The organism is Exiguobacterium sp. ZWU0009, from assembly GCF_000798935.2.
Classification (GTDB): domain Bacteria; phylum Bacillota; class Bacilli; order Exiguobacteriales; family Exiguobacteriaceae; genus Exiguobacterium_A; species Exiguobacterium_A acetylicum.
Window position 1 is genome coordinate 2,842,723 of sequence record NZ_CP018057.1, and the last position, 13,601, is coordinate 2,856,323.

A 13,601-nucleotide genomic window follows, 5' to 3' on the forward strand; every position below is an offset into this window, starting at 1 on the left:
TACGTCTTTTTTTAACTCGTTCCAACTGCGTCCATTCCCTTCTGTGTTTTGCTTCTCGTTAGTATCGGTTATTCATGAAAAAACTTACAGTCCGATTATAACGAAATTTGAACGTGATTTGTCAAAAACGGGAAAAGATGAAAAAAAGAGTCTCCCAATTGGTTGACTCTTTTTGCTTCACATCAATCTTGAAAACTCTTACTGCGTCGCATCATAGCAACGATTCTGATGCCGATACTTTCTCAAACAGAAAGACTTCATAGATTTTTTTCTTAAAGTTGTAATCTAGACTGACAAGCATACGTTTTTTCGGATCTGTCGTCTGGAAGACATACGACTTCATCATAATTGGATCGGCGAGTCCCTGCTTGATTTCCGCTTTTGAAGCGACCATCGAATAATCAAAGTTTGCCCAATCCATCCAATCACCTAGCCCATTACCAGTCAAGACGGCATCGAGTTGTTGTTCCGTCATGCCTTCCGACAGTTTCGCACCTTTTACTAGTTGCATTTTGCTTTCCCGGGCCCCCAGTTTTGTTTTAGCTGTTATGTTAATTACTTTTGAAGTCAGACGGTAAACCGAGTTTTTCGCTTTCGTCGTAAAGGCTAACGCCGTATAGGTCGGCGCTACTTTTACTTTCGTATCATAAAAATTGTAAGTAGCGAACTTCTGACCGTCTTCTTTATCCGCAAACTCTGGCTTTTTCTTCAAAATCGTTGATCCATCTTTTTTCGTTAACTGCGTTTTATAGCTTTTACCGTAGAGGACTTTTGCAACCTGCTCCATTGTCATACCGGTTTTCAGTGCCTCAAATTGATTTGTTGCAGTGATTTCGACTTTCGTCGCAGCAGATGCTGTCCCTCCAAATAAAGTCGTTCCTGCGAGTACTGTTGCTACAGCAACTTTCATAACTGTTGTTTTCATATGTAAATCCCCCTTTTTAGAATGTCGCTGTCTCGTAATCCACAACGACGTACGTTTTCTTTTTCGCATCATAGGCAAAATCAACATAAATCCGTGATTTCGTTGATTTTTGGAAAACATAAAGCTTTCCTTTATGCGTCTCGATTTTATACTCTTTGATTTCCTTTGTACTGAAGACGCTCCGCGCATCTCCCTCACTTAGTCCAGCCCATTCACCAAGACCTGAACCCGAGAGCACAGCATCGAGTTGTTTCTCCGTCATTCCCGTCTTGATTTTAGCGCCGGCGTTTAACTTCCGTGTACTCTCGCGGTACTCGGAATATGTATTCCGTCCCATTTCGACTTGTTTCGAGATTAGGCGATACACCGAGTCGTTCTTTTTCGTCATGAAACCGAGCGACATCAAGGTCGGAGGAATCTTCGCCTTCCGATCATAGATTTCGTAATAGATTTCCTTACGCTTCTCTTCAACGTCCTTAAATTCTTCTTTTGTCTTCAATACTTGTGAACCACTTTTCGTCGTTAATTGTTTTTTGTAGTCTTTGCCGTATAAGACTTTTGCGACTTGCTCCATCGTCATACCCGCTTTAAGTGCCGTGTATTGATTTGTCGCTGTCGTCTCGACTTTCGTCGCCGCCGATGCCGTTCCACTAAAGAGTGTTGATCCCGCGATGATTGTCGCCACTGTGATTTTCATGAATGTCGTGTTCATACTCTACTCTCCTTTTTAATACTGACTATGATCTTCAACACTATACGCTTTCTTTTTCGTGTCATAGATGAAAAAGATGTATTGCCATTTGTTTGTTGCAGTCGGAAAAACGTATGATTTCGTATGAATGATCGTCGCTTTCCCTGCTTTCCCTGCTTTGACTTCTTTTTTTCGAAGAACGGATGTCGTATCGACGTGACCGAGTGTTCCGAATGTCCCGAGCCCTTTTCCCGTCAGTACTCGATCGACTTGTTGTTCCGTCATCCCGTTCTTGATTTTCGCACCCTTGATCAGTTTGCGATCACTCGTCCGGAATCCGGCTGCTGTGTCACGCTTGAACTCCATTTGTTTCATCGTCAGCCGGTACTTCGTTCCGCCCGTCTCCGTCATGAACATCAGGACACCGATCGCTGACGGGAATTCCACTTTTCGATTTACGAGATCATAGAGCAGGACGTTCCGATCCCATTCTTCCATCTCAATCTCTGTGTTCAATCGTAAGACTTGTGAACCGTTTTTCATCTTCAACTGCTTCTTATATGTCTTGCCATAGAGGACTTTGGCGACTTGTTCCACCGTCATCCCCGGTTTTAAGGCACGATATTGTTTTGTCGCAATCGCCTCGGCTTTCGTTGCCGCATCCGTCGTTACTGGATTGAGGCAAACTATTGCGATCAGTACCATGAGAAGCCAGCGTTTGACGTTCCACTTCCGCATCCATTTCACTCACTTTCTATTGCACGTGCTTTAGTTTTTTGCCTTAATCGTCCGCATGTCACTGATTTCGTAGGTTTTCGCTTGTTCGTTATACGTCAACTCGACATGTTTCCACTTGTTCATCGTCGATTTAAAGACGTATTCCTTGATCCGAGACACTTCAGCAAATCCACGTTTTTGTTCATCTAGCGTATAAGCAGACGCTGTATCCATATGACCGAGCATCGTCCAGTTACCAAGACCCTTCCCCGTCAATTTCGCATCGAGCTCTTTTTCCGTCATCCCGTTCTGGAGTACGGCACCTTTGACGAGCGTCCGTGTACTTTCACGATATCCTGTCTTCGTCTTCCGTTCGATGAACAAGGCTTTCGTTACCAACCGGTACTTCGTACTCTTCTGTTTCGTCATGAATTGTAAAACCAGTTCGGTCGGGGGATGTGTTGTTGTCGAATCGGAGAGGACGTGGATCAATTGCTTATGTCCTTCTTCGTCCCCTTCGAAGTTGATTGAAAGTTTCAAGACAGTCGATCCGTTTCTTTTCTTCAGGTATTTCTGATACGACTTGCCATACAGGACTTGCGCGACTTGTTCCATCGTCATTCCATTTTTCAAGCCCTTGTACTGTGTCGTCGCAAGCGTTTCTGCTTTTGTTGCTGCAGATACTGTTCCTGGAACAAACAAACCAAGCAACAATACTAAACAGAGTGACCACGTGATGATGCGCTTCATACCTGCTTCCTTCTCTCCTTGATGACTCTATGAATCATCATTATTCATTTTTCGTACTTCAATGAAATCCCGATTTCTGTGTCAACCTCATATCGCTTTTTCTGCGTGTTATAGGACAAGATGACGACTTCAATTTTTTTCGAATGGGGTCGATGGAATTGATAGATTTTATAGCGTCCCGTTTTCATCGGACTTTTTTTAATGACGGGCGACACGTTCCAGCTAAAATACATCGATACTTGTCCGAGCTTTTTACCTGTCACTAGTTGATCAAGTTGTTTCTCCGTCATCCCGTGGCGCAATGACGCCGGCTTCATGAGTGTCCGGCTATTTTCATACAACCCATTTTCCGTATCGGCTTGGTAGTACAGCGCTTTTTGTGTCAGGTAATATGTCGTCTGGTACTGTTTCGTACTAAATTCAAGAAACGTTGTCGTTGGAAGGTTTTTGGAGGGGGGATCAAGTGCATATCCAATGGACCGAAAACCTTGTTCGTTTTCGGTCGTTTCCGGTTTTTTCGTAAAGACGACTCTCCCATTTTGTTTCTTGATGTATTTCCGGTACTCTGTTCCGTATATCGTCTTCGCAACTTCCGTTAGCGTCATACCGAACTTGAATGCTTTGTACGCTTGTTTGATTTGCAGTACTTCTTTTGATGCTGCCTGTCCTTCAAGTGCCCCACTGAAACAGAGGACACCGACGAGGAAGACACATAGGATACGTTTCATCGTGTAACCTACTTTCCTTATTTTACAAGCTGAACAGCACGATCGGCATTTAAGCGACCATATCCGTACGTCGTGTCACGACCTTTTTTGCCGAGGTCCTTCGCTGACTTCCGAAGAATTGATTCGACGTCCGTCACCTTGATACTTGGCTTTAAGCTATAGAGGACACTCGCGACCCCTGCGACATGCGGTGTTGCCATCGACGTGCCACTCCAGAAGATCGATTCGCCGTCTTGCAAATAACTCGCGATATCCTGCCCCGGTGCGACGAGATCGAGTCCTTCACCATAGTTCGAGAACGACGCTCGTTTATCGAATCGGTTCGTCGCCCCGACCGAGAAGGCATATTTCGACCGTGCCGGATAGGACAGTTTCGACGCCCCTTCGTTGCCGGTTGCTGCTGCGACGAAGATTCCTTTTTTACGCGCTTCCGCCAAGGCATCTTCAATCGCCAAGGAAACACCACCACCGCCAAGACTCAAGTTGATGACTTTTGCTTTTTGTTTTACGGCGAACAGAATGCCTTTGGCGATATTCGAGTTCGACGCAAAGTTATTGCGCGAAATGACCTTAATCGGAATGATGCTTGCTCGGTCATTGATTCCTGTCATCCCGTAACCATTGTTCGATGTTGCGGCAATGACACCCGCGACATGTGTTCCGTGCCCATGATCGTCATAGGCAAGCTGACGCTTATGAACAAAATCATAGCCGAGATCCATCCGGACGCGTCCAGTGAAATCCGCATAGGTCGGATTGATGCCCGTATCGATAACTGCCACGCGAACGGTGGAACGTGACTTGTTGGCAATCCGTTTGACCATCGCGTGATAACCGATGTCCGCTCCCTTGACGCCTCCACGTTGTCCGGTGTTTTTTAATGCCCACTGAACCGACTGGAACGGATCGGCGCTGAGTAACTTCATCGGTTGATCGAGTTCAACGTAACGGACACCCTTCGTTTTTTCGAGTTGTCGTTTCGCAGCTAGGGCTTGAATAAAGCTGTTATACGAGAACTTCTCGAGTCGTAACGTACTGTCAATCGTTTCGTGATCAATGGCGCGTGACGTCTGTGACAACGTACTCGCTTTCGTCGCCCCGTTCAGACGAACGACGAGACTCGTTGCCTGTCCGGTTGTCGTTGATTTTGTTGCGTATTCGCGAATGGGTTCAAGGCGTTCCAGTTTATAGGGAATCGTAAAAGCTTTATTCTTCGTTCCCATTACTTCGATGTATTGTCGCCCACTCCACGTCAGTGGGAAAAAGAGTGTCTTTTTACTATTCGCATACCGCGCATATGGATCTTTTTGTTTGTATTCCGTTTGCGACGTATACACCGTCGCTTTTTTGGAAGCGTCAAAAGCGAACTTCAAGTGTGTTCCACCTGATAAGTAGGTCTTCGTATCAAAATAAAACAACGCTTTCCCGCTCGCATCGAACGTTCCTTTGATGTAGCCTTTTTTCGTTTTCGCTTCGATCGCTGGGACTTTTTTCGCCGTTGTTGCTGCTTCCGTCGTATCCAACGTATATGTACTAAACGCACTCACGAGGAGAGCGCTGACGATGATCTTTTTCATATGATTTCACCCCTTCATTCGTGTATCCTTTTTCATTATAATGGAAAAAATTGATTTTTCTAGTTCTTTTTACCTCCATCAATCAATGAATTGACCGAAAAAAGAAGCCCTGTTCGCACAGGACTTCTTGACTGCATTAAGGAATCAGTTTGACGGCGTTATCGGCGTTCAATCGACCGGCACCATAGCTCGTATCATAGCCTTTTTTACCGAGATCCTTCGCTGATTTCTTGAGGATGCTTTCCACACTGCTTGCCTTCAAGGACGGCTTCAGACTGATCATAAGACTGGCGACACCCGCGACATGTGGCGTCGCCATCGAAGTACCACTTCCATATAACAGCTCCCCATCTGCGAGGTAACTTGGAATCGAGACGCCTGGAGCAACGAGGTCTAGGCCCGTTCCGTAATTCGAGAACGACGCTTTCGTATCTTTTCGTCCGGTCGCCCCGACCGACAAGACATATTTCGAACGGGCCGGATACGCGACCGTTCCGCGTCCTTCGTTCCCGGAAGCCGCGACGATCAAGATGTTCTTCTTGACCGCTGCGGCTAATGCCGACTCGATCGATTTCGAAGAAGAACTGCCGCCGAGACTCATGTTGATAACCCGAGCACCTTGTTTTGTCGCATGCTGGATTCCTTTGACGAGTCCCGACACCGAACCAGCCCCTGACTCATCGAGCACCTTGATTGGAATCAACGTCGCCGCCGGATTGATGCCGGTCATCCCGTACGTGTTATTTCCTCCCGCTGCAATGACTCCCGCGACATGTGAACCGTGTCCGTTATCATCCCAGGCCGTCTTATCGCCATTAATGAAATCATAACCAAGATCCATGCGGACCTTTCCTGCGAAGTCGGCATAACTCGGATTGATGCCAGAATCGAGGACCGCGACTTTCGTCGCAGACAACTTCTTGCCCTTGATGCGTTTTTGCATGGCGACGAAACCGATATCTGCTCCTTTTAGCCCTTTCTTTTGTTCCGTGTTCTGCAAGGACCACTGATGTTTTTGATAGGCATCGACACCGAACGCGTGAATCGGTGCATCGAACTCTGCGAACGCCACACTGTTTGATCGCTCGAACTTTTTCTTCGCCGCTTCAGCGTCAGCATAGGATTCATAGACGAGTCGTTCGATGCGGAGCTCGGAAGCTAGTGATTCGACTTTGGAGGCTCCGAACGATTGCGCGCGCATCGCGCCAGATCGCGTCTGAACGAGTAACGCCGGTTTGACTGCTTTGACAGCAGCTGTCATCGATTCCTCAATCGGTTCGTAACGCGAGATATAGGCAGAAACAGAATAACGGTCGCCCGGATAGCCTTCGAGGACTAAGTATTGTCGTCCGCTCCAGCTGAGCGGGAAGTAGAGTGTATCATCCGTGACTTGGTAATACCGATTGTAGACGCGACCTGCTTCCGCGTCGGCTTTACTTGCGAACATCGTTCCGTACGTATCGTAGTCGAGTTCGAACTCAAAGTGCGTCCCTTTCGCAACAAACTCCTTCGCATCAAAATACCAGACGGCAAGTCCATCCGAATCAAATCGTCCTGTCAAAGCACTCCCGGCTTGTTTTGAGAAGACTGGGACTTCCTTTGCCTTCGTCAATGTCGCCGGACGAATCTTTTCCTGCTTTTCAAACGCATTGACCGGTACTGTACTACAGATCAAACCGAGTGCTAAACTTCCTGCTATCCATGTTCGCATCATCGTTCCTCCCTCTAGGTCTTTCTTACTAATACCCGGATTAGATGGAATTATGTGGAATATAAGGAAACATTGACGTGAATCGAAAAAACATCACTCTCGCGTTGAGAGTGATGTCTGATGTTACTTAACTGTGACTGTGAATGTTTTAACGACTTTGTAGTTTCCTGCTGTCGTGTATGTGACACGAATCGTCGTTTTACCTGCTTTGATTCCTTTCACGTTACCACGTGACGAGACTTGCGCGACTTTTTTGTTCGCTGACGCATACTGAACGGATTTGATTTTGTCCGTTGCTGACGTGTACGTGATACGTGTCGTCTGGTTTTTCTTAAGTGTTGCTTTTGTTGCTTTCAGCGTGACGCTGTTTGCTTTTGTTTCGATCGGTAAGACTGTTTTTAAGACAAAACCGTCTTTTAACGTAACCGTTGCTTCGACCGTCGTTTTGCCTGTTGCTTTACCTGTCAGGCGACCTTTTGAATCAACTGTCGCTTTTTTCGTATCCAGGACACGGTAGCGTTTTGACGCAACTGCTGATGTCGTGTTCGCAACTGTCGTTTTCAAGTCGAGTGCTTTCCCTTGGTAGACCGCACCTGCTTTGATCGTTGCAACTGGTGCTTTTGTTGCTTGTGGGACGAAGACGCCGACGTAACCATTGACTTCAGCTGTCTTGATGCCTTTGACTGGAACCGTCAAGATACCGTTCTTATCTGTGACGAGTTTCGTGTTCGTCACGCCACTAGCATCCACGAAGACTTGGTTCGCGTGTGTTTTACCCATGTTGACTTGAACTGTCGTATCAAGCGCTGCGTTTTTCCCGATGACTGTCGCGATACCTGTGTTGCGGTCTTTTCCGAAACGGACGCTTGAGATCAAGTCTTTGCCCGCTTCTTTTGACGTGTTCGATGTGTGGTACGCAACGTGCTGTTTACCGTACGCATACTGTTTACGGACTTTTAGGAGATTCGTGATTTCGTCATAGTACGGTGTCGTTTTCGACATGTACGATGCATCCGTCTGGTAGAGATCACCGTAGTAGACCGTTGGGACCGTGTTTTTGTTCGAAAGAAGGAACGCGTATTGCGCGACGACGTTTTCCGTCGAGTATTTCTTCGTTGGACTTGCGAGTTCTTTGTTGTAGATCGCGAGTGCTTTTGCTTCGTCTTCTTTGTTATAAAGCTTCTCGAACGATTTCGGCTCGCCGTCTTTTCCGTACTGCGTATTCGTTTTGATGCCGTACGTATCAAGCATGATTTGGTTGACACGGTTTTTCTCTTGGTCATGGTTGTTGACGAATGACCAGTTCGCTTGAACGTTCGTTGCGCCGTCACCTTCACGGTTAACGACTGAGACTTTCGCTAAGTCACTGAGTGCACGTTTGTTCGATGGCGTAAGTGCAGTGCGAAGTGTGAAGTAAAGCTCTCCGTCCATGACGAGTTGCTCGTTATTGTTGGCTTTCATGTAAGCATTCTGTTCTGTTTTATAGCTCTCGATGTAGCTGAGGTAATCTTGTTTCCCGAAGTGTGCTTTTGAAATTTCCGCTTCTGCTTTGAGGATCGCCGTATCGTAGTGCGACGCAGCATCAATCCGGAAACCGTCGAACTTGTACGTTTCAAGCATCCACTTCATCCAGTTCTTTTGTTCCTTGATGACTTCTGGGTTCGAGTTCGCAAGGTCGACACCGATCAAGAACTCATCGTTGTTCGTCATTGTTTTGTTGTATGCCTGCGTTGGGAAACCAGTCTCATCAACGAAGAGGAACTGATCTTCGATGTCGATTCCTGAGTTATCGTTTTGGTATGAACGTTCTTCTGATCCATAACCGTACGCAGCTTGTGTCTTCATGTATTCTTCTGTCAACGAAGCGATTTTTCCGTTTTCCGTTGAAGTAAGCAAAGCTTCTTTTGTTGCGAAGCCGTTTTCTTTCATGTACTCGAGGTATCCTTCATCCTTCGCATATTGCGAAAGCATCGGCTTCCAGTTTTCTGGTGAGACTTCATACCAACCGTCTGCTGCGAGGTACGTATCGACGACATTCAAGTTCTGTGTCTTCGCTGCGTCAAGCAACCATTCTGGTAAGTAGTTCTTCGCATCGTCTTTACCGAAGTAACGGTACGGTTTACCGTCTTTGTCCGTCATGACGCGGCCCATACCCTGCCCTTGCAGTGATGTTCCATTGATGAATGATTTGTTCCACTCTTTAAGGTAACCGTATTTCTCTTGTCCCATACCGCCACCTTTTGTGTAAGCGAGGTAAGGCGTTGCGAGGGTCTTCGTTTTTTCTCCACCTGTGAACGGGTTCATGAACGGCTCACCTGAACTTGTCGCACGACGAACGAAGACAGCTTCACGTTTGTTGAGACCGAGCATTTGGTTTGGAACGAGGTCCATCTGGACTTTGATGTTGTCGTCATGCAACATGTCGACCATCATCTCGAGTTGTGTGGCTTTTCCGTATTTCGTCGCAACCGATCCACCTGGTCCTTGTGGGAATTCACCAAGGTCATAACGGTCAGCGATTGCATACCCTTCCATGTAACGTGCCATATCGAATGAACGATATGCAGGTGGTAACCACACATCTGTCACACCCCACGAATTGAGCAACTCACCTTTTTTAGCAAGCGTCCGGTACATGTTGCTTTCGTATGGTTGATACAGGCTGAAGCTTTGGAAAATAACGCGGTTATCGAGTTTTTCACTTGGTGCGAAAGCCTTTGCGCTTTCTGGTGCATACGTCAGTCCGCTTGTCGCGACCAATGCCGCAAGCAAACCTGTTGAGACTTTTTTCGTCTTGTTCATGAGTCTAATCTCCCTTTAACTAATCTATATTTCTGATTATTTCTACCTAAAATTCCAAATAACATCACATAATTTAACATCTTCTTCAAAGTAAATACAGTTATAAATTTATAAAACAGGTAAATAGATTTACCAAAATGCAATCGATTGCGCTAATTTGTCACAAAAAACCTCTTCCCACCGAAGTAGGAAGAGGTTTAGCGTTTCTTATAGTCCGAGAAGAACTGCCTTCTCGTAACCACCAGTCAAGACAGAGTTGTCATACGACTGAAGCTCTTTGTTGACCGTGATGACGTTCGACAATGTTTTGAGTGTTCCTTCTGGAACTTTGATCTTAACGATGTCGAGACCGTTCGTGATATCATCATCCGAATCAGCCAGCGAGATGCTTGTGCCGACTGGGAGATTTTTTCCGTTCAACGTGTACTGTGCAGTGTTCGTTGCATCGTACATGCCAGTGTATTGTACACCTTCCGTGAACTTGATACGGATCACGTCTTTTTCATCTTTTGCGTTAGCTGTGACTTTAGCGATTTCGAATGGCGAAGCCACTGGTGTGACTGGCGTTTTCGAAACTTTGAAGTCGTGTGTCGCTGTAGCGACCGTGTTACCGACATCGTCAGAGAGTGACTTGACGACGACTTTCCACTCTTCTCCGTAACCGTCTTTGTCGACGAGGTACTGGAGGTTATCGTTCGCAGCGACGCGGAAGTTCATATCTGAGCTATCCGTGTAACCAACGACTGATCCATCGATCGTAACGGTTTTACCGTTCTTGTCTTTACCGATGAACTCAACTGTTGTTTTCGGCGGAAGTACTGTACCTTCTGCGTTGATGAGTGGCGTATCCGACTGATCAAGACCACGAAGTTTAACCGGTTCACTCATCATGACTGTGAAGTCATTCGTCAAGAGATAACGGTCAATCGTCGTAATTTCCGCACTCTTCAGATCTGGAGAGTTGAGCGGTGAACCAGCATAGTTGAGGTCAAGCGATAACGCATCGTTTTTCTCGCCGTTCGCTTCTGCTTTGACAGAATCTTTTGCGAGCGAAAGTTTGAACTTATCGTTGTAGTAGTTCTCTTTCGTGTTGACTGTATCGTAGATTTCCGTCCAGTCCTTATTGAGCTCGAGGAGAACTTCGCCTGTCTCTTCATCGTAGTACGTGACATCAGCATACTGGCTGAAGTCTTCGTACAACTTCGTGCTTGAGTTGTAACGCTCGAGTTTCAACTTCTTCGAAGCAAGCAATGCTTTGACTGCATCGAGGTCGAGACCTTTGAGCTGTTTGCTGAACATGATACGGAATTGTTCTGGCGACTCAACAACGACGCCTGCAGTTGGTTTGACTGTATCAGCAGCAACTGTGAAGTCGAGGTTTTGTGTCGTTCCGATGTTCGACTCATCCGAAAGGGATGCGAAGTCCATCGTGTTCCAGATCTGGAGTGAGTGTTTACCAGGTGCGAAGTAGCCTTCTTTTGCTCCTGGATACGCTTCTTCTGGAGCAACACCCATCATTTTCGCGTCGTTCAACGTGATGATGACTGTATCACGGCGATCGACGCCTGTTTTGTTATCAAACCCTAGGTATTCGACTTTGAAGTACTTCTCGCCGTATTGACCATCGATTTTGAACTTCGCGCCTGCGATTGCTTCTGAGAATTTCACTTCAAGTTGGTTCAGACCGACTGGTTTGACCGAAGTGACTTCCGGCTGACGTGCATCCGTCAACTTGAAGCTTGCTTTTGACTTCACTTCTGTATCCGTGTTGCTTGTGATTTTCGCAAGCACTTTAACAGTGGCGTTGTCTTGGAGTGGTGTTTCTTTATCAAGGATCAATTCGAATGCTTTTGGATTCGAAGGAATCGATTTGATACCGATGACACGTTTCATACCATCGAACTGCTCGATTTGAATATTGTCGTTCGCAAGATACTCGCTCTCGTCAACAGTCGGTAATTTCTTATCGAGACCGAACGATTTCAAGAGAAGATCACGTGAGACGGCTTTATCGAGGAAGATCGTCACACGATCCGCTTGGTTCGATTCCGCTGCAAGCACGTTGATCAATTCAACTGGTGCTGGTGTCACCATGACCGTGCTGAACTTGACTTTCGCTTGACCATCGATTTTACCGATCAACTCTTTATATTCGTTGTCTGCTGTCTCGATGATTTGTGCGTCGATTGTTGCTTCGATGTCTGTGTTGCTGAATTCAGATGTCAAAAGAACAGTTGCTTTACCGTCTTGGATCGTGACGCGTTCTTTCGCAAGTGAACCGAATGATGTTGATAGTTTCAGGACGATATCGTCTGCTTTCGTATCGACTTCACCTGTCGCTTTGTTTTTCAACTGGAATGTGACTTCCGTGTTGTCTGATCCGTTTGCAAGGATCGAAGACGCTTTTGGTGTCACTTCAAGCATCCAGATGTTTTCAATGCTTTGTGTCATGAAGCTGAGTGAACCGAGGTCTTTCGCAACGCCACCGATTAAGATACCTTTCGCGTCAACTGAATAGTCCATGCCGTACTCGAGTCCTTCGACTTCAAGAACTGCTGACTTCTTGTCTGCGCTGAGTGTCGCTGACTTGACTGTCGCACCTGCGATTTTGAAGTTGTCTGCCATGACAGAATCAACTGCACGCGAGAATGAGACTTCGACTTTCTCTTTGCCGATTGCTTTCGCTGAAGCGAGGACCGTGTTTGCGATCGTGAAGTCCATCGGAGCTGATTTGACATCGCCGACTTTGACGACGTAGCTGTGTGTTCCTTCTGGAATGCCACCTTGCGATGCCATGAACTTCCCTTTCGAGAGCGTTCCTTTTGCAACGATTGGCGTTGCTGACATGTCTTTGCCTGGGTAGATCAAGAGTTCTGCCATTGCGCCCACTGCTGGGTACATGACGTCTGCTTTGACTGAAAGCATCTGATCATCGACGCTTCCCATGACGTTCGAGATGTTTGCTGCCTTGACTTCGTAGTTGATGTAACCTGTTACGACAGAGTTAGCACCTTTGTACGAGTAAGCCAGTTTATATTTACCTGCTTTTGAAGTCGATGGTGTTTTGAGGTTGAACTTGCTGATTGGACGCTTAACGATGATACCTGATTTGTACTGGATGCTGATCGTGCTTGGCAATTGAACTTTTCCGCCAACAGCAACCAGCTCGAGGACTGGTTCGAGGACATCAACTGGGTAGTTTTGAAGTTCGACTTTAAGAACAGCTTTCTTTGTCGTACCCGCTACCTTACCGTAAAGGACTTGGTATTTGTTGATGTATTTCTTTTCGAATTTGACAGAACCGCTCCATTTGACTGAGCGCATTTCGTACTTGCCGTTTGAAAGTTTGACTTTCACTTTCGTCGGAAGCGTCAATTTCTTGACTGCATATTTCGAACCACCAGCATGTTTCATCAAGATTGGAGAGATGTATTTAACCGAGACCTTCGATGCTGCATCAGCAGCAACCGGTGCTACGACAGACGCCGTGACTGCAAGTGCAGCTGCAGCAGCGTACAATTTGTTCGTTTTCTTCGAATAACCCATGTTTACTATTCCTCCTCTTTTCTAACAAATCAAAAGCGCAAATCCCAATTTTAAATCTACAATATAAGTAAAATATAGAAATATTTTACTTTAAAGCAATTAAAAAATTCTTTAGTCGTCTTAGGAGGAGTACCTTCTGTTTCACGTGCGACTT

The 13,601-nt window shown here is 46.2% G+C and carries 9 protein-coding genes; all 9 read right to left on the minus strand.

Annotated elements, in window-relative coordinates; all coding sequences use genetic code 11:
- Positions 1-211: 211 nt before the first annotated feature.
- The 9 genes from L985_RS14685 to L985_RS14725 all read right to left on the minus strand — a co-directional run bounded on the left by L985_RS14685 (position 212) and on the right by L985_RS14725 (position 13,447).
- Positions 212-925 (minus strand): hypothetical protein, encoded by a 714-nt coding sequence (locus tag L985_RS14685; RefSeq protein WP_047390383.1) that lies wholly within the window; start codon positions 923-925, stop codon positions 212-214.
- A 16-nt stretch (positions 926-941) separates the two neighbouring features.
- Positions 942-1,637: a hypothetical protein gene (locus L985_RS14690; protein ID WP_047390381.1), complete on the minus strand. Its 696-nt coding sequence runs from the start codon at positions 1,635-1,637 to the stop codon at positions 942-944.
- A gap of 15 nt (positions 1,638-1,652) precedes the next feature.
- On the minus strand, positions 1,653-2,354 hold the full coding sequence (locus L985_RS14695) for a hypothetical protein (RefSeq protein ID WP_052169366.1): 702 nt from the start codon (positions 2,352-2,354) through the stop codon (positions 1,653-1,655).
- Positions 2,355-2,384: 30 nt separating this feature from the next.
- Positions 2,385-3,083, minus strand: a complete 699-nt coding sequence (locus tag L985_RS14700; protein WP_052169365.1) for a hypothetical protein — start codon at positions 3,081-3,083, stop codon at positions 2,385-2,387.
- Between the two features lie 44 nt (positions 3,084-3,127).
- Positions 3,128-3,811 carry a hypothetical protein gene (locus tag L985_RS14705; protein WP_047390377.1) on the minus strand — a complete coding sequence of 228 codons (684 nt, stop codon included), beginning with the start codon at positions 3,809-3,811 and terminating at the stop codon, positions 3,128-3,130.
- A 17-nt stretch (positions 3,812-3,828) separates the two neighbouring features.
- On the minus strand, positions 3,829-5,388 hold the full coding sequence (locus L985_RS14710) for a S8 family peptidase (protein WP_047390373.1): 1,560 nt from the start codon (positions 5,386-5,388) through the stop codon (positions 3,829-3,831).
- A gap of 136 nt (positions 5,389-5,524) precedes the next feature.
- Positions 5,525-7,099, minus strand: coding sequence for a S8 family peptidase (locus L985_RS14715; protein WP_047390371.1), 1,575 nt, complete (start codon positions 7,097-7,099; stop codon positions 5,525-5,527).
- Between the two features lie 123 nt (positions 7,100-7,222).
- Positions 7,223-9,901, minus strand: coding sequence for a glycoside hydrolase family 70 protein (locus tag L985_RS14720; protein ID WP_047390368.1), 2,679 nt, complete (start codon positions 9,899-9,901; stop codon positions 7,223-7,225).
- Between the two features lie 207 nt (positions 9,902-10,108).
- Positions 10,109-13,447 carry a hypothetical protein gene (locus tag L985_RS14725; protein WP_047390365.1) on the minus strand — a complete coding sequence of 1,113 codons (3,339 nt, stop codon included), beginning with the start codon at positions 13,445-13,447 and terminating at the stop codon, positions 10,109-10,111.
- Between the last annotated feature and the right edge of the window lie 154 nt (positions 13,448-13,601).